The following is a 20,578-nucleotide window of genomic DNA, read 5'->3' as shown; positions in this document are numbered from 1 at the left end:
TCTCCTCTTTCAACCGGCCAGAAGTCGGCAGTAGGAGGGCGGCGTGGCTCTCAATCCCAGAAACGAACCGGGCAGATACCAATAGACAGCATGCAGGAGCTGCGCGCTCGCACCGCCAGATTTTGCTTTTCGAAGAGCGAACCAGGCGACAAATGCTAGTGCGATTCCTACAAAAATATGCTGCGCTAATATGCCCCAGGCGAACGGGATGATCAGGCCAAGAAACTCGTCGATCGTCCAAAATCCGATGAGTTCGGGATCATCAAGCCGCCGGGGCAAAAGATATCTGTCAGCCATTTGTGCCGCCCTCCTTGCCGGTCGCAGTCGTTAAATGACTGCCGTGACAACAGAGGTGACGATGGGAACGCCGGTCCCGACGCCGATACCGACGCCTACGGGTACCGCGATTTGCCCCAATGAAAAGCGTCCGGATGCAAGACCAATAAGCCCCGCAGCCAGACTGAGAACGGTAATGATCTTGCCACCAGAACCTTCTAGAAAGTCGGTAAATTTTGCCAGCGCAGGATCAAAGGTATTGTCTGCGCCCGCATAGGCAGCCGTTGCACACAGAAGCGCAACGGCTGCTGGAATGAGATAATCGGATGCGCGCCGGCGTGTTTGAGAAATATTGGTCATAGAAAATCACTTTCGCTTGAGAAACATGAAACAGCATGCGTTCGCTGTATGTTCTTTGTGCATCGGTGATCCGCCTGTAGGAAAACAGGAAATGCCAAATTGGATGTATCCCAAGCTAAAAGCGACAATTTGGAAGGGAAATGGGCATAGCCGAACAGCGATTGCGCTAATCTGCCCGGAACTGTTCAGGCCAGCACAGCAGTTGTTCTCATTTAAACAGAAGCTGTTTTTAACAGAACAGGAAACCCGGATCAGTTGATTCGTAATTTCCTATTTGTTCTATTTATGTTCTTTTCATTTTCCTACAGGTGCGCCTTCAAGATATCAGGTGATTCGTTCTCTTAAAGACAGGATGAATGACATGACTGAAACCAATGGAATTTCCGAGGCGCATATCAAAGCCGGCGTATCTATGCTGCTTAATCAGGCGGCCTCAACATCAGGCCGTTCTCAAGTGCGCATTGCGCGCGCGGCTGAAATTGACCGGGGCACGATGCGGCGTATCTTGGCCGGCAAACGCGAAGCTACCGTAAGTGAAGCCTTGCGTATATTATATGGCACGGGCGCATCGCCGCATGCCCATTTGCTTCTTTATCTAGCTTCAGATCAGGACAAGGCATCACGCTGGATGCAAACGGATCTAGCCTTGTTTTTTGAAGAACTGGTTCGCCATTTGCCAGATGTCCTAGAAACCCAGCTTGGTGATCACCTCCACGGTGTCAAACCGCATTGGGCGAAGGGGACTGCTCAACGCGTCGCGCGACTGCTCGCTGAGCACATGGACGACCTCGCCCGGAAGGATACGCTTCTGGGCGATGGCTTCGATCGCGCACATGGAGGCGGATATGCTTGATATTGAGCCAAATAAACTGCCAGATCCGCCTGCGGCACGTTTGCTCCGTCTGAAAGAAGTCCAGCACCGTGTCGGACTAGGACGATCAACCATCTATCGCTGGATGGACGATGGGAAATTTCCTAGGCCTCATTCAATAGGCGGTTACAGCGTCAGGTGGCTAGAAAGCGATATTAACGGATGGATCACCTCAAAGACATCGCTCGACGCTACAAGCTAGAACTTTCGGAATTCCACAAATTTTTTTCCGTCGGATACTAAACGCGTTGTGTCGCTCACAAATAAACTGGATGGAGCAAACAGCGTGAACGATACAGTTGCTATAACATGTTTTGAGCACGCTGCCATTCATAGCAGTGACGCGTGCTGTCAAACTGATGGAACAGGCCTTCAATCGCTCCCGCTTTGACCAGCGCCTTGCGGTACAGCCATAGCGTCTTGGCATTGGGCACCGCGTCCTCAAGGCCAAGGCCAACAAACCGTATGAAGGAGAGCCGGTCCCGCAGCTGATATTCCATCGCATCGTCCGACAAATTGTAGAGCGCCTGCAACACCAAGGCCTTGAAGATCAGCACTTCATCCCAAGGCTTGCGGCCCGCCGCATTCTTGCGATCATCCGCCATTTTGCGCAGACCGCTTTTCACCAGGGCCGCCTTCAGATTCACGCGGAACAGCTCAAACGGCACCGCTACCAATATCGCCACCAAAGGATCAGACTTTGCGTCCAGACCTTAATGCCGCTGCTGCAAATCAAAAAATCCCGGCTGGCCCATGATCCAAGTTCCCTCGCTGCCTCAGCATCCTTGAACCGGATTTCAATCCCCAAGGGAAGGGCCCATTTCTCGACGTGGCCATCAAATGTCGAACCACCGTCTGCACGCATGGCTAAAACTGGTCCGGTCGGTATAGCCCAATGCTTCCGATATGGCCTCTTTCGACATTTTATCTTGCCCCAACATCTTTGTTGCTCGTTCTTTCAGATGATCATCCAACATCGTTCGAAATGAAGTTTGATTTGCCGTGAGCTTCGTTCCTTCGTCACTACGATGAAACCAAAACACTCCTTAAATCACAACATCAATTTGGTGACATAAGTGCTGACGGGGAACAACTCACAGACTATTCGGTGTCAGTACGAGCTCGGGATACGATAAGCGAGGCGAACTCGTTCTGCCGCATTGGGAGATTGATTGTTTCGGTCGCGACGAGTTGGCCGTTCTCGAAATGATGATATTCGCCGGCATCCTCGCTCTCCCCATGTTGCTCCTCGATCACTTCCGAATCGGAGCGAATGCCGAGACCCTGAAGCTTCATGCCAGCAAGGTCGGACCAAAAACGCGGCACGGCCGGAGCGGGAGCGGGTTTATCACACAGGCTGGCGGCCGCCAATTTCGCCTGATGCATAGCGTTATGGATCGTCTCGATCCGGACTTTGCCTCGCGCGAATTCATTCGGCCCCCGCGCGCAATCACCAATTGCATAAATGCGCTCATCCGACGTGCGCATTTCCTCATCCACCAGTATACCGTCATCGCAAGTAAGTCCAGCCTTGAGTGCAAGGCTTTCCTGTGGCACCGCTCCAATTCCAATGATAACCAGCTGGGCGGGCAATCGAGTTCCATCGGCTAGCTCCAAGGCTTTTACCGAACCGGACTCGCCTTCGATCCGGGCGACCGCCTTTTCAAACAGGAAGTGTATGCCCGCCTTTTCCAGTCGCTGCGTCACTTGCGCCGCGACCGAAACCGATGCGACCCGAGCGAGGACGCGTGCACCCGCCTCGACCACCGTCACGGGTCTATTAAGGGTGGTAAATGCCGAGGCGACTTCAAGGCCAATCACCCCAGCGCCTACAACGACCGCTCCGGCCGACAAATTATCGCGCATCGCGCGCCGCAGCGCCGCAGCATCATCCAGGCTGCGCAAATAGAAAACACCTTTCAGATCCGCGCCCGGCACGTCGAGCCGGCGCGGCGCGGCGCCCGTCGCGAATACTAGCCGGTCATAAGGAGTTTCCTCGCCAGTTTCGGTCACAATCACAGCACGTTTGCGGTCGATCAGGGCAACCTCCTGGCCCAGCCTGAGCACGATTTCATTTTCCTCAAGAGCGCTCGCTGGACGCAACGGAATGGGGCTGGGATCGTTATCGGATAGCAACCAGTTCTTCGAAAGCGGCGGACGTTGATAGGGATCGTGATGCTCGGTACCAAATACCGTGACATTCCCTGCGAAACCGTTCTGGCGCAGATTTAGCGCTAGATTGATCCCAGCAGTCCCGCTCCCAATGATTACAATTCTCTTAATTGATTGCATGAAGTATTTTCCTTGTACCTATAGTAAGTTTTTTGCCTGCGCGGTCGCGACCAACTGACTCCGCTTAGAGACACCGAAGCGTTCGAACAGCCGCTTGACATGCCATTTCGCGCCGCTTTCGCTGATCGAGAGTTGTGCTGCGATTTCCTTGTTCGTCATGCCCCGGGCAATATATTGGAGGACAAGATATTGCTTGCGGGTAAGCCGCCCTGCCAGAACCGGCACGAGGCCCTTATCTGAGGAGCCGACGCTCGGCTCCATCGAATGAAGCGCTTCGCCCTTACGCCCGATTGTATCGAAGAACTGTATCGTTTCTGGCACGATTCGAAGGAGCAGTGCCATCATCCACTCACGTGTCGTGTGGCATCCATTCAATGCGACGAGTTCTTCCGCTTCGCGAAAAGCACGTTCCGCGTCCCGGGTCGAACCCAGAAAGACAAGCGCCGTAGCGAGACAATATTGGGCTGCGGCCGCCGCACGCAAGTCGCCCATTACGCCCGCCTCGCGCAACGCGAGACGGGCGTGCTGTTCAGCAAGCCCGAAACGCGACTTGCCGATCTCGATGAGCGCTCGCACACGGGCGAGGCGCGCATCCAACGCCTGGAGCTGGTTGGCCGAAAGGATCGCAGCGTTGGGCTTGGGCAGATCAACATCAGCCGCCGCGCTTTCTTCCAGCAAGTGAAATTCGGCGAGATTGATTTCCGCCAGATAACGTAAGCGGGGCAATTGGCGGCGGTGAGCCGTGGCGCGGACCTTTTCCATCAGGGCAAATGCCTCAGTTGTTAGTCCCTTCAACGCCATCCGCCTTGCCGCAGCCTGGGTCACTCCGGCGAGCACATCCACCACCCCATATTCCATTGCGAAATTAATGGCGTCGTGTTCGAGCCCCTCTGGCATGACACCTTCTTTGATCTCTTCGCAAAGTTGATATTCGAACGCCTGCAGGAGATTTGAGGCGAAGGGCGAACGTTCAACAGCGATATCAGAGCTCTCGCGCGATTGTTTTACGAGTTTACGAGCCCGTAGCATCTTGCCGCTCCGCATCGCCGCGAGCACGTGAGCGACCGAGAGCCAGCCCGAAGCGTAACGCTGACGCGCGTATCGATTGATTGAGAAAGCCTTCCGAGAAAGCTTCGACAGATCTTCGAATTGCCGCTCGCTCGCAGCGATAAATGCTAAGCAGGTATAAGCCGCGCCTGCGCCAACCTCGTTATCCTCTCCAAAACTATCGATCCATTGGTGGCATAGTCTGGTGCTTTCATCCAATTCATCATGTGTCGCCTTGCCAATAGCGAATACGAGTTCGGGCCAACCCCTGGGTTGGCCGTAGAGGTTCTGGCCGGCGTATTCAGTTGCGGCCATGCCTTCGAGCACTTCGTCTGCCACCTGCGCCTGCTGGCTGAAATACATCGTCCAGGCATAGCCGAATGCCAAGGCTGGCAGGCGATTCAACTGGTCACGAGGAACCGAAGCGAACCATTCTCGTAGACCCGCAATTTCTCCCTGTCGTAATGCAATATCGATAAGCACGCCTGCGCTTACCCGGTGCGCCCAGCGATGGTCGTGGGCATCCAAAGCAGCAGTTATCGTCTCGCGGTATTCGCCTTGTCGCCAATGCCAGTAGGCGATGCGCTTCAACAAATAGGAAATTCGGTCTGGCATGAGTACGCGCAACTCCTCGCGCAGAAAATCGCGGAGCACCGGGAGCATTACTAACTTCTCCCCATCATTCGCCAGCCCTGCAACCAGCACACCATGGACAGCGCTCAGGCGCTTGAGCCAATGTTCTAGGTCCGAATTCGCTTTAAAAACATAGCGATAGCTTTCCGGTGTAACCGTTTGCAAGATTGAGGCGTTACGCAGAACTTCCCGTTCTTCGACGGTCAATTTGGCAAACACGTCGTTATGCAAGAAGTTCTGCACTTCTGGCCACTGTATGGGCGAAGATAATGGCTCGGCTCGGTCGACAGCGAAACGCAGCAATGCGGGCCAGCCGCCAGTCAGTTCCAAAGCGCGTTCAGTGGACCATGGCGCCCCCGATAGAAGGGCAAGTTCATCTATCTCGGCTTCGTTGAATGCTAAGCTTTCCGACCGCACTCTTACGACCCCGGGCAAAAGAGCGAGCCGTGACAAAAACTCCACGCCAATGGGGGCGAAGGCAAGTTTGACGCTGGAAGGCGTCTCGCAGATAATCCGCTCCGCCAAGTCAGCAAAAGCCGGTATAAATTCGTCGAAACACAACAAGATTGGCTGCTCGGTTTTCCAAAGCCGGGCGAACAGTACAGCCTCTCCCTCGTGCACGCCCTTTGTTTGCGGCGCATCCGGTCCCGACAACTGATCGAGGATGGCCTGCATCACACGTTCTACACACGAACCATCGCTGCCCTCCGCAGTTTCGAACTCAGCGAGGCTAAGGTAAGCTGCGTTCCCGGAACCTGCATCTTCTGCCATGATCGCCAACTGCGTCGATTTCCCAAAGCCGCTGGGTGCGCAGTAGACGAGCGCCTTCGCACCTTGATGGGCCTCATGCGAGAGGCGCTCGCGCCGGATGGCAGACTGAGCAAAAACGTGCCTGCGCTGGGCCATGCGTCTGTTGTATAACTGCAAGGTGGGGTCGAGCCCTTCTTGCCCGAGCGGCGTTTTCCCGTCGACCCCACCCGCTGTCATCATAATGATTCCTCTTAACTTCGGCGGCACCGACCGCTGCTTATCTGTCCCGGCAATTGAATTTGCCGTACCGGGAATGCGGATCAGGAGTGTCGTCAGAAGCGATAGGCAAGGCCAATATTGACGACAATTGGGTCCACGCCGACCTTGGCCTTGACTCGCGCGGGGCCAAGATTACCGCTGATATTTCCATTGAAAGGAATATAGCGGGTATCGAGGTTGAGCAATAGGCTCGAATTCAGAGCTACACGCGTTCCGACCTGCAGCGCGGGAGCCCAAGTGTCGCGCACATCGAATTCGGCAATTGCGCCGTCTTTCTCGTTTAGGAATAGCAGGCGCGCTACGCCTCCCCCTGCATAAAGAGAGACGTTACTCCCGATCGGCTGATGATATTGAAGCGACAACACCGCAGGTCCATAATCAGTCGAGCCGAGCGCAAGACCTCCGATAGAGCCGGTTCCTTGCAGCCTCGCGCTAGCAGGGATACCGCCGAACAGATTCACCGCAATCCGGTCAGACAGAAAATAGGATAGGTCGAAAGTGACCGTTTCGTCATTATTGATGGTGACGCCTGCTCCCGGCAGGTCACCCCCGCCAACCGAAACCTCGTCCAACTGCTCACTGGTCAAAACCTCTGACGCGGAAACAGCGACTACGAAATCCCCGCGTTTATACATGCCGCCATCTTGGGCTGAAGCCGCACTCCCCCACATGAGAGCCAGACCCAGAACACAACAGGATGTCGGGAATTTTACATTGAATGGATTCATTTCTTCTCTCCCAGATACAGTTATCTTGTCCGGGCCAGGCCCAGCTTCACTAATTTCTCCGGGCACCGCCGGAGTTTTCTTGAGACCGAGCGGCCTCAGGCAGCATTTGCGTCCAACGTACCGACCTTGCCCAAAATCATGTCGGCGGCGTTCTCTGCAATCATCATGGTCGGCGCATTGGTATTACCGGCCACGAGGCTGGGCATGATCGAGGCGTCCACGACCCGGAGGCCTGAGATACCCCGGACACGAAGCGAGGCGTCGACTACGGACTCTGCATCCGCACCCATTCGGCAGGTGCCCGTGGGATGGTAAATTGTTTCGGCAGTGTCGCGGATAAACGCGGCAATTTCATCGTCTGTCTGGACCGACGGCCCGGGATGCACCTCAGCAGCACTATGAGCGGCCATCGCCGGCGCATCCAGAATGCGCCGACCGATCTTGAATGCCGCGATTATTGTCTTGAGATCATCAGGATCGGCTAGGTATCCAGGCTGGATCAGCGGGTCGGCCATTGGATCAGATGATTTCAAGGAAATGTAACCGCGGCTTTTCGGCAGCAGATCGCAGATATGAAGCGTGTAACCATATCCGAAGGCAAGTTTTCGCCCGTGATCTTTGAGATAAGTAGGCAGAAAGTGGAACTGAACATTGGGCCGGTCTCGGTCGGGCGAAGACTGGACAAAACCACCTGCTTCCGCAACGTTGCTGGTAAGAAAGCCCCGCCGTGAAAAAATATACGACCACAGACCGCCGAGGGCTCTTGGTATGAAGCTGGCTGCCACCCCGATCGGCTTGCGCGAATTTGCTGCGTTCATGATGGTGACGTCGAGGTGATCGGCCATGTTCTGACCGACCTCGGGTAAATCGTGTACGATCGGAATGCCATTATGGCGCAGCACCGCACGATCCCCGATCCCCGACAGCATCAGCAATTGTGGAGAATTCACCGTGCCGCCAGACAATAGGACTTCACCGCCCGGTTTGAGCTTCAACTTCTTTGATTCGCGCCCTTGTCGGAAAGCGACACCTACGGTCGATTTGCCATTCATCAACACGCGCTCGGCGCGCGCATCGGTAATGATGTGCAGGTTCGCCCGCCCCTCGACCTGACGCAAAAAGGCCTGCGCTGAACTCCATCGCCGACCGTCGCGCTGTGTCACTTGGTAATATCCGATGCCCTCTTGGCTGTCCGCGTTGAAATCCGGATTGACCGGGAACTGGAGTTCCCGCCCCGCTTCGACGAAATCATCGCTGAGCGGGTTTACCGTACGCAAATCACCGACGCTCAATTCACCGCCCTGTCCGTGAAAATCTCCAGCCGGGTGACGTTCGTTGTCCTCCATGCGCCGGAAAAGTTCGCTCGCACGGTCCCACCCCCACAAAGCCGATCCTGCCGCTTCCTGCCAATATTGATAATCGTCCGGATGGCCGCGAATATAGACCATCGCATTGATTGAAGATGAGCCACCGAGTGTCTTTCCTCTGGGCCAGAACAAGCGCCGCTTGTTAAGATGATCCTGCGGCTCGGTTTCGAAAGCCCAGTTGAGCTTTTTGTTATTGGCCAGAAGCGCGATTCCGATCGGCATGTGAATCAGCGGGCTTTTGTCCTTCGGACCAGCCTCGAGCAGAGCCACCTGTTTCTTGCCATCGGCGGACAATCGGTTGGCGAGGACACAACCGGCCGAACCGGCCCCTATTATTATATAGTCATACATAGTTCGCATGTTCCTTGCAGAATGTACGCATCAGCCCAACACCCGGACTATGAGGTTGATTAAACGGCGCACGCGCGGCGTGTAGGGAGGATAGAGCCAGGAAAGGATCGAGAAGCGGTCCTCCAGGATGGCCCGCTCATGTGAGAACGAACGAAAGCCATACTCGCCGTGCGCGGCCCCTATCCCGGAATTGTTCACTCCACCGAAAGGGAGGTTTGGATGGAGAAATTGGGCGACCGTGACATTGATCCCAATCCCGCCAGTAGAGGTGTTCGCAATCACGCGGTCGATCGATGAGCGGTCCTTCTCAAAGATATAGAGCGCCAGAGGTTTCGGCTGCGAATTGATCCTTCCGATGACGTCATCCAGATTATCGAACGGAATGAGCGGGAGCAGGGGCCCAAACAATTCCTCTTCGGCGATGTCCATGTCAGGGTTCATGCCTCTCAACACGGTCGGTGAAATGTAGTTTTCACTGGAATCGAATTCTCCGCCGAAAGCGATCTCTCCACCCTTCGCGCGTGCATCCTTTATGAGGGCGTGTAACCGCTCGAAATGGCGCGCATTGACTATCCGGCAATAGTCGGGGTTGGCCTTCAGTTCGCGACTGTCGCTCCCATAGACCCTGCGAATCTCTGCGATGACAGCCTGCTCAAATTTTTGGGAAATGCTGCTATGAACGTAAACATGATCGGGCGCGATGCAGGTCTGTCCGTTGTTCGCGAATTTACCCCAAACGATACTCTGTACCGCCTTCTGCATATCCGCCCCGGGGCCGACAATGGTCGGCGACTTCCCGCCCAATTCAAGCGTTACCGAAGAGAGATTGCGCCCCGCTGCTGCCATGACAATCTTGCCGACCGCCGGACTGCCGGTGAAGAAGATATGATCGAACGGTTGCTCCAGTAGGCTCCGGGCGGTTTCAACCCCGCCTTGGACCACCGCAACATGCGATGGTGAAAAGACCTCGCCCACGATATCGGCGATTATGGCCGAGGTGTGCGGTGTCAGTTCCGACGGCTTGATCACGACGCTATTTCCGGCCGCGATCGCTGAAACCAACGGGCCTAATGAGAGATTCACTGGGTAATTCCAGGGCGCGATGATAAGACACACGCCCTTGGCTTCAGGGCGTACCCGCGCCCGCGTGCCAGCCATGCTCAAGGTCATCGCCGCGCGACGGGGGTTCATCCACTGCCTGAGATGCCGTTTGGCGTGCCTTATTTCTTGCAGGACCGGGAATAGTTCGGTCAACTTGACTTCCGCTGCAGGCTTGCGGAAATCACGTTCGCAGGCCTCAATGATCTGCGCTTCGTGCGCAAGCACAGCCTCGCGCAGCCTTTCAAGATGATCAAGCCGCGCATTCCGATTATACCGCGTCCGACGCGCCAACTGGGCAGCCTTCATTTGTGTCAAAAGGTTGTCATATTCTCTAATCGTACTGCCCGGAGATCCAGCTGGTTTCAGAATTTCAAGATTCCCCATTGAATTAACTTTCATCTGGTCTGTCGTCATTCAATCGCGCACGAGGACGTAATCGCCCTTGGATGCACCGCAATCGGGACAGCACCAGTCATCCGGTATGTCTTCGAACCGAGTCCCCGCCGCAAATCCCTCGTGCCGATCACCGGTCGCCTCGTCGTAGATATGCCCGCAGGTGATGCAGACCCACTTTCGAAATGGCGCCCCTGGAGCGGCGCGGGTCATGGTCGAACCATCTGGGGCGACGGGCGTGCAAGCGCCAACTTCAGCGGCCTGCAACCCTCCATCAATCGGAGTAAAATCGATCTTGTCGCGCACAGCGCAGTCGGGACATGACCAGCTTTCCGGCACCTCGCTCCACGGCGTTCCAGGTCCGAAACCTTCATGAGGGTCGCCATCGGCCTCGTCATAAATATAACCGCAATCAGGGCACTGATATTTCGCCATCGATAAACCTCGTAATTTGTTCTGGAGAGCCATGGTGCGGATCGCACCGCTCGGTGGGACACCGCAGTGACCTTGGGCACAAAGCTTTCACAGCGTTCGACCCTACAAACCTGCACCGCCACTCGGTTGGGAAGAACGGCGCAGGGTGGGTGTGGGAAGAGACTCTACCCTGCGCCGAAAAGTTTTACGCAGCGTCCGCGAACTTTCTTTCGTAATATGCCCGTTTGCCCTTGCGTATCTGGATTTTACTCAGATCGCCGCCGGCCCAAGCGACGGTACGCTTGTCCATCACGGCCCGGTATGCAGCTGGGAATAGTGCGAGAAAAAACATCCCTGGATAGCCGAGCGGAAGCGCCGGCAAATCCTCAAAATTACGCAGCGACTGATAGGACCGCGTCGGATGCGCATGGTGATCCGAATGGCGCTGCAAATGAAACAGGATCAGGTTTGACATGATATGGTTCGCGTTCCACGAGTGCCGCGGCTGCTGGTGCTCATACCGGCCATTCGGCAACTTCTCGCGCAGCAGGCCGTAATGCTCGATATAATTCGCGCTCGTCAGCTGCCACCAGCCATACGCCATTTGAATCGGTAGGAAGACTAGCATGATCGTGCCAAATGCGGCGATCAGCGCACCATAAAGCAGGACGGTGACGACCATCGGCTGGAGAATCTCGTTTTTGAGAGTCCAGGGGCTACTGCCACAACGGGCGAGGCGTTCCTTTTCCAGATGCCAAGCGCGTTTGAATGCACCCGGAATTTCGCGCAGCGAGAAAATGTAAATATTCTCGCCCATTTGCGAAGTTGCGGGATCTAGCGGCGTCGCTACGTCGCGGTGATGCCCTTTGTTATGTTCGATGAAGAAGTGTCCGTAGCCGACAACGGCAAGCACAAGCTTTGCCATCCAGCGACTGAACGAGGATTTCTTATGTCCAAGTTCGTGGCCGGTGTTGAGTGCCAATCCGTTGACGACACCCAACGAGAGGGCCAGCGCAATAAATTCAAGCGCGCTGAGATCCTGGGTGGCAACCCACCATGCGCAGCCGATCAGCGCGGCGAAGTGTATTGGCACCGTAAGGTAGAGAAGCACGCGATAATATGTACTTTTTTCAAGTTTTTCTACCGCGCTTTCGGGCGGATTGGAGTAATCCTGACCAAATACAAAATCAAGCGCTGGAATAATTAAATACCACAGGATCAGAACCAGTCCATACCAGATGCTCCAGCCCGTTTCCGAAACGAGATAAAGGCCTACCAGAGGCGTTGCTGGCCAAAGAACGGAGAGTATCCATAGTGCTTTTTTCTTGTCGACATAGTTCAGTGCCGCATCGCCATCTAGATGCGACTTATTCAATGCGTGGCTCACCATCCGTTCTACCTTTCAAATGCATCCCTAGTCCATAAATGGATCGGACTTTTTCGAATTTCGTGTCCGATTCCTATCTGCAACAAGTAGACAGGCATATGAGGGGTATTCAACTACCTGATCGGGTAGTTTTAGGCGTTTTTCGATTGGATAGGCCGTTAAGGAGCGCCTCTGAGGAGCCGCGGGATAGGATTGTACCGGCTTAGGAGGCGCAAATAAGAATGAGGCGAGCGCGACGAAGCCGAGACAAGAGTCTTTGGTTTTGCCAAACGCCCTATGAAGCGCTTCGGGAAAGGCTATAATCGCAGGTAGAGAGTGTCTCCCCAGACACCCGATGTACACACCGCGCGCATATGGCATCGACGCAACGGTGAATATCTAATGCGCGACGCGCGCAACGCTGCCTACGCCTCTCAACGTTGCCCTGCTAGTTTAACATGACCAAATGACAAAGGGGATGTTGGCCAGAATTGTAAAAGCAATCATCGGACCTCATTCCCCAAGATCATGATGACCTTGCACCGTTCGGGTTTTGCGGGCATCAATTTTCGCGTCTCCGGCGAACGGAGTCGTTTGTTTGCAATTTACGCCTAACTAAGGAATTTTGAGTATGCCTTATTGGAAGTTAAATGGATGACTGCGCAATCAAGCCAGATGGACAGACGGGTGAGAAAATGCGGGTTCGACTTGTAACCCCCTATCAATTGACGCTCGGCATGGAGTTGCTGGAATGCAGCAGCGGGCGTTCGATCAGTCGAATGAAAGCCAATAGGCGGATTGCCAAAGCACCGGGAAATCCAAACCTTGATCCGCTGGCACTCATGGGCTTTATCGATCAAGGATTGTCCCAATCGTTGAAAGGACTGATTGCGGCTGAAATCGGAATTTCAACTTTTGATTTGCGGATCGGACTTTTATCAGGATCTTCGATGGGGGATGAATTGACGTTGACCGCCGAAGCGGTGATGGTTGGGAAAACATCTGCCACTGTAACAGGCAGTGTAACCAACTCGTCCAAAGATATCGTCGGAACAGCAACAGGCCTGTTTCGTTTGGGGAGCTTCCCGGGGGGCGCTCCGGCCGACTATAATTTGATCGGTGATTTCAGTCCTCAAGCAATGCCCGGACCAATGAGCACCAGTTTGGGTTTATCGGGCGCACCAGACTCTCCACAAATTGCAGCAGGAAATCGGGCCGTTTTGGGATGGGAAAGCGGAAATATTGTCCATGGCGGCGCCGTTGCTGCGGCGCTGATGTCTGCATGCCAGGGCCGTGTGGCAGGCGGTGAAAGTTCGATCGGCCAGCAGCTAGAGTCAATTGACATTCGTTATTTGCGTCCAGCCGTAGGTTCGCGCGATCTATTCACGAACAGTTGTTTTGAACGTGAAGGCAAAGCCGCGAGCTTTGTCCGCGCCAGCTGTTTCCATGAACCAGAGAAACCGCTAGCCACAGCGATAGCAACTTTTGTGCGCTAGCGGCATTTGAGCGCGCGCCTGAGCTTGTCCCCCGCATAGCCGCCATCGGCGAACACATGGCGCAGCCATAGGAAGCGATAGCGGATAGCTTTGAGGACATCGACGGCCCCGTCGCGGTCCTGAATATCGGCGGCATGGACCAGGATGAAGATCAGATAGCCACAAGTGTCAGTAACGATATGCCGTTTGCGGCCTTTGACCTTCTTGCCCGCGTCATAGCCGCAAACTCCTCCACTTTCCGTGGTTTTGACGCTCTGGCTGTCGATGACACCGCCACTGGGCGAGGCTTCGCGACCCTCGATTTCGCGCAGGTTCATAACCAGCACCATGTTGATCGCATCAAACAAACCCGTATCACGCCAGGCGTAGAAATAGCGCCGCACCGTCGACACCGGCGCAAAGCATTTTGGCAACAGTCGCCACGAACAACCGCTCGCCGCAATATAGAGCAACGCATTCACAACTTCGCGCATATCGGTCGTGCGAGGGCGGCCCCCGCTCTTGGCGGACGGGATAAACGGTGCTGTCAGTAGCCATTCCCGGTCCGTCATATCGCTTGGATATCGTAACCCTTCCCGGCTATGCTCACGCCGGGCAATACCAGTCCATGTCATCGTTCACTCCATCTCTTCGTAAAGACGGACTGAATCACAACATCCTGGTATTGCTCAACTACTTTCGGATCGGGCTCTAAACCCGCTGGTGGCAATCCGTTTACCGTCTCGGGAGTCGCAGGAATTCCCAGTCCCAATTTACGAGAGAGCTTGAACCAGAGCGTACCGATATTGGTGCGTCGATTAACCGGTTTCAGCATCTGGCAGCTAATGAACGGCGCAGATTCAGAAAGGGAATGGAATATCCATTTCACCCGGGGCTCGACGTTCCCTTGAGAGCCCGGCTGATCTTCACCTGCGTCGTGGCTGTAACCGCGATATGTCGAAGTTCGCTGATTTCCTGCGACACGATGCGCGTATCCGTTTGAAGTCTGAGTTCCGCAAGTTCGGCCAGCATAATCAATGACGGATTAATAGAAGGTTCCTTGACCCAATCCTCGCCGCCGTCGTATACTTAGGTGGATTGTCAAAGCAGCCTTGATGCTGCAGATACGGCTATCAGCACATGTAATGTCAACGCGTTTCGCCACTAAAGCGATAAGCGGTCCGAAGAACGAAACTTTCGAACTGGATCGTAAAATTAGGGAATTCCATGTCCGAAGCTAATAACGGATCGAAAAAACGGGTCAGGCTGTCAAAGGACATCTGGTTAAAGCACACGCTCAGTAAAATAGGTGAAGTTGGTGTCGCCGGTATTCAGATAGAATCATTAGCCAAGGAGCTGAATGTAACTAAAGGAAGCTTTTATTGGCATTTCCAGGACAGAGAGACGCTTCTCTGCGAGACGCTGTCATATTGGTATAACTCGGCGACCAAGGCCATTGGACTTGCGGGCAAACGCGACTTCGACGATCCATTGGATCGGCTGCGATATTTTTACACCCTTGCCCTGAACCGACGGCACGATGTTCCGGGCGGCTCCGTCGAACGGGCGCTGCAAGAATGGGCGCGGGTTTCCGAGATTGCTGCCGAAACCACCCGGCGCGTCAATCAGGACCGGATCAGCTTAATTTCCGATGCCTATATCGAACTGGGCAAGCGCGAGCATCAGGCGCGCCAGACGGCGACAATGGCGCTGGCTCAAATCATCGGACTGAACATCCTGTCACGCTCCCAGACGAAGCGGTGCCATGCCGAAGATACCAAGGCATTCCTCGCAGTATTCCTTCCGGTAACAGTAGGGCGGGAACCGCCCAAAACGGATTCCACCAGCACCACCGGAGCGACTGCTTCGACTGCGGGTTGAACCTTCGCCGAGCCCGGCCGGAGCCTTATTCGGGGGCACCGCGTGTCTGTTGCTGCGATGTGGAAGCTCCAAAAATCTAGGGGCCTCGCTACCCGCAAGAGTACGAGGCCCCAAAGGCATGGCGACGCAGGGCATGTTCATGCTCGTGCCCTGCGTCGACCGTTAGATCAGAACCTGAGTTCTACGCTTGCACCTACTTCACGCGGGCGTTCGTAGATGATGTAGGCGGCGAGCGGTCCAGGCGAGATTTGCTGGGCCACCGCTGCGTTGGTGAGATTCTTCGAGAAGATGCGGAAAGTAAGATCGTCATCCGGGCTAGTCCAACCGATCTCTGCCGACAGAAGTTCATAAGAATCCTGGCTGAAGATGTTGAGGTAATCGTAATATACCGCACTCGAATGGAAGAGGTTGCCACCGATGAAGGCTTCTCCATCGAACGCATCGAATGTGTAGCGTCCGCCCAGCGTCAGAGTGAACTCCGGGGTGCGGACTAGCTGATTACCAGAGACATCGGTGGATGAAACCATGTTTCCGCCGCCCGCCTGGGGAATGAATACCTGCGCGTTGGAAAATTCATCATATTTGGCATGAGTGTAGGCGATGGCCGCACGCAGATCCAAGCCGTCAATAGGTTCTGCCGTAAGCTCGAGCTCTCCACCATAGATCTCTGCGCTGGCCGCGTTCTGCAGAACGAACGAATTATTGGCCGCCCGCGCGGTCACTTGCAAGTTGTCATAGGTGTAATAGAAGGTCGCAAGGTTCGCCCGCAGCCACGGCAGTGGATCGGATTTTATGCCAAACTCGATCGCCTCGATCGTTTCCGGCTCGACCGCCACGTTCGAAGTGCCGAAAGTGTTGAAGGTGCCGCTTTTGAACCCGGTGCCATAGGTGGCGTAGATGTTCAGATCAGGCGAAGCTTCGTACTGGACGGCCACGCGGTAAGTGAATTTGTCGAAATCCTCCTCCGCATCCGTGAACAGCTGGTTGCCGTTGATACGCTGCGAGAACTTTCGCGTCTCCGTGGTGTAACGTCCGCCCAGCGTTACCGAGAGGCTCGGCGTCAGATCATAGGTGCCTTCGACAAAGGCTGCGATTGACGAATTCTCCACTTCCGGCTCGATCGTGATCGGCGTGACCGGGGTAGCGACGTCCCGTCGATTGATCAGGATAAGCGGCTGCTCACCCTCCAGCTGGTAATAATAGGCGCCAGCAGTCCAGCTGAGGGGACTACCATTGTCCGAAATAAGCCGCAGTTCTTGTGTGAACGTATCGGGTTTGACTCGCATGTTCGTTTCGCCGAGAAGAATATTGGTGCCATCGGAATCGGCGATCTGGTGCACGCGCGTACGCATGTAAGAGCTGGTCGATTCCAGAATGACCCCGCCCAGATCGAGCTGTCCCTTCAGCGCGATGTCCAGTCGGGTGAAGTCAGACAGGCCAGCCGTTCCGAAGGCGAAATTGGAGATTTCCCAGGGTTCGTCGGGAATGATCGCGCCGGCGAACTGCGCGCCCAGCGAGTTCCCCTCGAACGGCTGGGCAGTGGCCGCAATTTCTTCGTGCGTATCGACATATGCGACCGTCAGAATGAACTCGGCCTGGTCGCTCGGCTGGAACAGCAGCTTGGACCGGATCGACGCAATTTCGGTATCGCCGACAGCGCCGCCATTGAGCAGGTTCGTCGCGTATCCATCCTGATTGCGATAGAGAACGGCGAGATCGGCAGCGATTGTGTCGGTCAAGCCGCCGGTAACGTAGGCACGAATGTCGAAATTGTTTGCATCCTCGCGCAGGCGACCCCAGCTTCCCTTGATACGGGCGCGCGGTGTGAACTGAGGATCCGGGGTCACGACGTTGACCAGACCACCAGTGGCGTTGCGGCCGAACACCGTGCCCTGCGGCCCACGAAGAACCTCGACGCGGGAGATTTCGACAAGGTCGATCTGTGTCGAATAGGGATCGCCCTGGTAAACGCCGTCCACATAGACCGCGACGTTTGATTCATCGCCGACCGAAGTACCGCTCGAACCGACACCGCGAATGCTGGGCTGCATTACGTTCTGGTTGCGGCCGCCGTTGAACCCTGGCACGACCTGGTTGAGAGACCGGACCTGTTCAACGCCCGAGGTTGTCAGCACCTCAGTCGACAGGGCGGTCACTGCCACGGGGACTTTCTGCAGGCTTTCTTCCCGGCGCGTGGCGGTGACGATGATCATGCCGCCCGCGCCGTCAGCTTGCGCATCCGCCTTTAGCTGGGCCTCGCCCGCCTGGTCGGCTTCATCCGAGGTGGCACTCTGGGCATTGGCCGCAGCCGGACAGAGCAGGAAAGGCAGTATGGCTGCCGTTGTTAACAATGATTTCTTCATTTTTACCTCCCAGGTATAATAATATTTCGACTGTGTGTTTCTACGTTATTTTATTTGGAACTAACTTATTTCGAACCCTTTCGTTTCTGCATGAACTGCTTGGCCATCTCTCCCAGTCGTCTCTTGTCCGGCTTGCGGGCAGGAGTTTTCGGAAGTTCGTCAAGCACGACGACGGCTTGAGGAATCTTGTAACTGGTGAGACGTTCGGCGCAGTGGCTCAGCAAGACTTCTTCCGTCATGCCGGAGTCCGGCCCGGTGGCCACGAAGGCGATAGGCACCTCGCCCTTGCGATCGTCCGCCACGGAAACCACCGCAGCGTCCGAAACCTCGGGAAGCAGCGAAAGCACTTCCTCGATTTCGCTCGGATAGACATTGAACCCGGCGACGATCAGCATGTCTTTTTTGCGGTCAACGACCGCCAGAAAGCCGTCCGGTGTCGTGAAACCGATATCACCGGTGGGGAGCCAGCCATCTTCAGCCACGGGAGGTAGCCCCATGTAACGGTCGATCACCCGTTCGCCCCGGATCAGTATCTCGCCATTCTCGTTTGCGGGCAGCCGCTTGCCGCTGCCGTCGAGCGCGGCGATGGCTACTTCTATGCCTGGCAGGGGAAGCCCGGTGGTGCCGTATTGATGCGTGCCGTCGAGTGGCTGCGCGGTGAGTGGGCCGCCTTCGGTCATGCCGAACGCCTCAAGGATTGGTAGGCCGGTCTTGGCCTCCCATGACGACAGGGTTTGCCGGGAAAAGACCGAGCCGCCGCCCGGACACAGCCACAGGGCAGAAAGGTCCGTATCCGGGGCCGCAAGCAAGCCCTGATAGATCGCTGCCGGACCGCCGCTGAACACGCTGACCCGATGTTCCTCCATCAAACGCGCGACCAGATCCGGCTGAAAGCGGGGTACGATGATGAGGGGCGAGCGGCCATAGACCGGGTTGAAGCAGCCCATGTGTGTCCCCCACACATGGCTGATCGGGGCGACATTGAGCCACACCTCTTCCTGATCGCGCGTCGGCCATGCCGTATGCATCGCCTTGATGATGCTCATTTCCGATCGGTGGCTGCGCTGCACGCCCTTCGGCGTGCCAGTCGATCCGCCGGTGAACATGATGATGCAGGGACTGTCGCCCGTGATTTTCACCTCAGGCCGAGTGGGCTGGGTGTCGAGCAATTGCTCGATTGCAATGCCACCTTCGCCCACGGTAATCAGCTGCGCATGGGCATTGTCGGCGGCTTCCCCGGCAACGTTGGAGTTACGCTCACCAGCTAGGACCAGACCGGGCGGCGCTATCTCGAACAGTGCACCCAGTTCGCGCGGGGTATAGTCGGCGTTGACCGTCGAAATTTCCGCGCCGGCGCTTAGCGCGGCGTAGATGGCGACATTGGCCTCGATCGAATTCGGAATGCAGATCGCGACGCGCCCTGAAGGCGGGACAATCTGACTGATCCGCGCCGCGAGACCAGCCACCGCGGCGCCAAACTGCGCGTAAGAAAGGCTTCTGCCGCCTTCGACCAAGGCAAGCTGGTCCGGGCACGCCTCTACGGTGTCCCAGAACATGGTTACGACATCGGAATATTCTTTCCGCGTAAAAACAGGATCGCCTTCACTGAGGCGACGAAGTATCTCGGATCTGGTTTTCGATTTCTGCATAAAGTACCATCTTAGGAGGAAGCTGAGTTGAGGGCGGATTGAAACGCGCTTGCGAGTTTGCTAGGCGTTCAGTTGTTGCGGAAAAAACCCCGGACCTGTTCAAGGAACTGTTCCTCGCGTTCCAGTTGCACCCAATGGCCGCACTGACCAAATACGTGCATTTCCGAACGCTTGAGGTGCTCGTGCATACGTACCGCCACCTGCAGCGGGATCATCTTGTCTTCCCGCCCGTGAAGGATCAGCACCGGCACGGTGATCGCATCAAGCTGCTGCAGCGGGATGCCTTTCACGATGCGCGACCCCTTGGCATTCTGTTCCTCGCCGGGCTGCAGTTTGCGGATGGTTTCTTTACCGCTGGCGATCTCGGCGACGCGCAACCGCGCGGCGACGGCCTCGTCGGTGACGATCGACGGATCGTAGGGAAAGGCCTGCATCATTGCGCGCATGGCATCCATGCTGGGTTCGAAGGTCCGGCTGTTCGCCAGACCTTGGGTCTGCTCGAACTCGCCCGCTGGGGTCCCCATGAGAACGAGCGAGCGCACCTTGTCGGAGTGATTAGCCATCATCCCAAGCGCCAGCGCGCCGCCGAAACTGTTGCCAACTAGTATCACTCGATTGAGGCCCATGGCGTCGATGAAGCCCGCCAGATGCCGGGTCCACAGCTTGATCCCCGGTTTTTCGCCTTCGGGCAAAGGGCTGAAGCCAAATCCCACGATATCAGGGGCCAGAACCCTGTGCGTTTCGCCAAGGCGAGGCAGGATTCCTTGCCAATTCTGCCATGCCGTGACGCCCGGACCCGAACCGTGAAGGAGGATCACTGGATCGCCTTCACCGTGTTCATGATAATTCGTCTGGATACCGTCGACGTCTATCGAAGCCCCGATATCGGGGAGCCTCAGATTACTGGACATATCTCTCTCCACACCACGCAATTTGTCAAATTCTTGTGAAATATCTGTTGCGAGACCTTCGCAGAAATGTC

At 55.8% G+C, this 20,578-nt stretch carries 16 protein-coding genes and 2 pseudogenes; 4 read left to right on the top strand and 14 right to left on the bottom strand.

Annotated features, from left to right (window positions below; all coding sequences use genetic code 11):
- Positions 1–9: 9 nt before the first annotated feature.
- Both traL and V7650_RS15700 read right to left on the bottom strand, forming a co-directional pair.
- Positions 10–297 carry a type IV conjugative transfer system protein TraL gene (traL, locus tag V7650_RS15705; RefSeq protein WP_335653799.1) on the bottom strand — a complete coding sequence of 96 codons (288 nt, stop codon included), beginning with the start codon at positions 295–297 and terminating at the stop codon, positions 10–12.
- A 30-nt stretch (positions 298–327) separates the two neighbouring features.
- Positions 328–636, bottom strand: a complete 309-nt coding sequence (locus tag V7650_RS15700; RefSeq protein WP_335653798.1) for a TrbC/VirB2 family protein — start codon at positions 634–636, stop codon at positions 328–330.
- Between the two features lie 361 nt (positions 637–997).
- Here V7650_RS15700 and V7650_RS15695 point away from each other — a divergent pair, with 361 nt between their 5' ends.
- Both V7650_RS15695 and V7650_RS15690 read left to right on the top strand, forming a co-directional pair.
- Positions 998–1,489 carry a helix-turn-helix domain-containing protein gene (locus tag V7650_RS15695; protein ID WP_335653797.1) on the top strand — a complete coding sequence of 164 codons (492 nt, stop codon included), beginning with the start codon at positions 998–1,000 and terminating at the stop codon, positions 1,487–1,489.
- Positions 1,452–1,709 (top strand): helix-turn-helix transcriptional regulator, encoded by a 258-nt coding sequence (locus tag V7650_RS15690; protein ID WP_335657167.1) that lies wholly within the window; start codon positions 1,452–1,454, stop codon positions 1,707–1,709. Before V7650_RS15695 ends, V7650_RS15690 begins: the two co-directional genes overlap by 38 nt.
- A 148-nt stretch (positions 1,710–1,857) precedes the next feature.
- Here V7650_RS15690 and V7650_RS15685 read toward each other — a convergent pair.
- From V7650_RS15685 to V7650_RS15645, 8 genes and pseudogenes are all read right to left on the bottom strand, one after another.
- Positions 1,858–2,217: pseudogene (locus V7650_RS15685) on the bottom strand (transposase); the annotation flags it as partial.
- A gap of 391 nt (positions 2,218–2,608) precedes the next feature.
- The gene (locus V7650_RS15680; protein ID WP_335657166.1) at positions 2,609–3,799 is read right to left on the bottom strand and encodes an NAD(P)/FAD-dependent oxidoreductase; all 1,191 of its coding nucleotides are present in this window, start codon (positions 3,797–3,799) and stop codon (positions 2,609–2,611) included.
- 18 nt (positions 3,800–3,817) lie between these two features.
- Positions 3,818–6,469: a LuxR C-terminal-related transcriptional regulator gene (locus V7650_RS15675; RefSeq protein WP_335657165.1), complete on the bottom strand. Its 2,652-nt coding sequence runs from the start codon at positions 6,467–6,469 to the stop codon at positions 3,818–3,820.
- A gap of 92 nt (positions 6,470–6,561) precedes the next feature.
- Positions 6,562–7,236: an OmpW/AlkL family protein gene (locus tag V7650_RS15670; protein WP_100092262.1), complete on the bottom strand. Its 675-nt coding sequence runs from the start codon at positions 7,234–7,236 to the stop codon at positions 6,562–6,564.
- 95 nt (positions 7,237–7,331) lie between these two features.
- Complete coding sequence (locus tag V7650_RS15665; protein WP_335657164.1) at positions 7,332–8,954, bottom strand: GMC family oxidoreductase; 1,623 nt, start codon at positions 8,952–8,954, stop codon at positions 7,332–7,334.
- A 30-nt stretch (positions 8,955–8,984) separates the two neighbouring features.
- Entirely contained in the window at positions 8,985–10,469 is a 1,485-nt protein-coding gene (locus V7650_RS15660) for an aldehyde dehydrogenase family protein (RefSeq protein ID WP_335657163.1), read from the bottom strand.
- Positions 10,470–10,883 carry a rubredoxin gene (locus tag V7650_RS18285; RefSeq protein WP_442955318.1) on the bottom strand — a complete coding sequence of 138 codons (414 nt, stop codon included), beginning with the start codon at positions 10,881–10,883 and terminating at the stop codon, positions 10,470–10,472.
- Positions 10,884–11,067: 184 nt separating this feature from the next.
- Positions 11,068–12,252: an alkane 1-monooxygenase gene (locus V7650_RS15645; protein WP_100092258.1), complete on the bottom strand. Its 1,185-nt coding sequence runs from the start codon at positions 12,250–12,252 to the stop codon at positions 11,068–11,070.
- A gap of 626 nt (positions 12,253–12,878) precedes the next feature.
- On the opposite strand from V7650_RS15645, the gene V7650_RS15640 reads away from it, so the two are divergent.
- Positions 12,879–13,724, top strand: a complete 846-nt coding sequence (locus tag V7650_RS15640) for an acyl-CoA thioesterase domain-containing protein (protein WP_100092257.1) — start codon at positions 12,879–12,881, stop codon at positions 13,722–13,724.
- 8 nt (positions 13,725–13,732) lie between these two features.
- Here V7650_RS15640 and V7650_RS15635 read toward each other — a convergent pair.
- Positions 13,733–14,338: pseudogene (locus tag V7650_RS15635) on the bottom strand (IS5 family transposase); the annotation flags it as partial.
- A gap of 592 nt (positions 14,339–14,930) precedes the next feature.
- On the opposite strand from V7650_RS15635, the gene V7650_RS15630 reads away from it, so the two are divergent.
- Entirely contained in the window at positions 14,931–15,584 is a 654-nt protein-coding gene (locus V7650_RS15630; protein WP_176278794.1) for a TetR/AcrR family transcriptional regulator, read from the top strand.
- A 167-nt stretch (positions 15,585–15,751) separates the two neighbouring features.
- Here the strand turns inward: V7650_RS15630 and V7650_RS15625 are convergent, their stop codons facing one another.
- The 3 genes from V7650_RS15625 to V7650_RS15615 form a co-directional block, all read right to left on the bottom strand.
- Positions 15,752–17,947, bottom strand: coding sequence for a TonB-dependent receptor (locus V7650_RS15625; RefSeq protein ID WP_176278795.1), 2,196 nt, complete (start codon positions 17,945–17,947; stop codon positions 15,752–15,754).
- A 65-nt stretch (positions 17,948–18,012) separates the two neighbouring features.
- On the bottom strand, positions 18,013–19,503 hold the full coding sequence (locus V7650_RS15620; RefSeq protein ID WP_335657162.1) for a class I adenylate-forming enzyme family protein: 1,491 nt from the start codon (positions 19,501–19,503) through the stop codon (positions 18,013–18,015).
- Positions 19,504–19,664: 161 nt separating this feature from the next.
- Positions 19,665–20,507 (bottom strand): alpha/beta fold hydrolase, encoded by an 843-nt coding sequence (locus tag V7650_RS15615; RefSeq protein ID WP_176278797.1) that lies wholly within the window; start codon positions 20,505–20,507, stop codon positions 19,665–19,667.
- Positions 20,508–20,578: the final 71 nt, after the last annotated feature.

Source organism: Parasphingorhabdus sp. (genome assembly GCF_036964565.1).
Taxonomy (GTDB): Bacteria; Pseudomonadota; Alphaproteobacteria; order Sphingomonadales; family Sphingomonadaceae; genus Parasphingorhabdus.
Note: the sequence above shows the minus strand (reverse complement) of the source record. Positions and strands in the feature narration are given on the sequence as shown.

Coding starts and splice junctions, on each gene's coding strand:
- V7650_RS15690 (WP_335657167.1), top strand. CDS start 1,452: ATGGCTTCGATCGCGCACATGGAGGCGGATATGCTTGATATTGAGCCA.
- V7650_RS15660 (WP_335657163.1), bottom strand. CDS start 10,469: ATGACGACAGACCAGATGAAAGTTAATTCAATGGGGAATCTTGAAATT.
- V7650_RS15645 (WP_100092258.1), bottom strand. CDS start 12,252: ATGGTGAGCCACGCATTGAATAAGTCGCATCTAGATGGCGATGCGGCA.
- V7650_RS15630 (WP_176278794.1), top strand. CDS start 14,931: ATGTCCGAAGCTAATAACGGATCGAAAAAACGGGTCAGGCTGTCAAAG.
- V7650_RS15700 (WP_335653798.1), bottom strand. CDS start 636: ATGACCAATATTTCTCAAACACGCCGGCGCGCATCCGATTATCTCATT.
- V7650_RS18285 (WP_442955318.1), bottom strand. CDS start 10,883: ATGGCGAAATATCAGTGCCCTGATTGCGGTTATATTTATGACGAGGCC.
- traL (WP_335653799.1), bottom strand. CDS start 297: ATGGCTGACAGATATCTTTTGCCCCGGCGGCTTGATGATCCCGAACTC.
- V7650_RS15675 (WP_335657165.1), bottom strand. CDS start 6,469: ATGATGACAGCGGGTGGGGTCGACGGGAAAACGCCGCTCGGGCAAGAA.
- V7650_RS15625 (WP_176278795.1), bottom strand. CDS start 17,947: ATGAAGAAATCATTGTTAACAACGGCAGCCATACTGCCTTTCCTGCTC.
- V7650_RS15615 (WP_176278797.1), bottom strand. CDS start 20,507: ATGTCCAGTAATCTGAGGCTCCCCGATATCGGGGCTTCGATAGACGTC.
- V7650_RS15670 (WP_100092262.1), bottom strand. CDS start 7,236: ATGAATCCATTCAATGTAAAATTCCCGACATCCTGTTGTGTTCTGGGT.
- V7650_RS15695 (WP_335653797.1), top strand. CDS start 998: ATGACTGAAACCAATGGAATTTCCGAGGCGCATATCAAAGCCGGCGTA.
- V7650_RS15640 (WP_100092257.1), top strand. CDS start 12,879: ATGGATGACTGCGCAATCAAGCCAGATGGACAGACGGGTGAGAAAATG.
- V7650_RS15620 (WP_335657162.1), bottom strand. CDS start 19,503: ATGTTCTGGGACACCGTAGAGGCGTGCCCGGACCAGCTTGCCTTGGTC.
- V7650_RS15680 (WP_335657166.1), bottom strand. CDS start 3,799: ATGCAATCAATTAAGAGAATTGTAATCATTGGGAGCGGGACTGCTGGG.
- V7650_RS15665 (WP_335657164.1), bottom strand. CDS start 8,954: ATGTATGACTATATAATAATAGGGGCCGGTTCGGCCGGTTGTGTCCTC.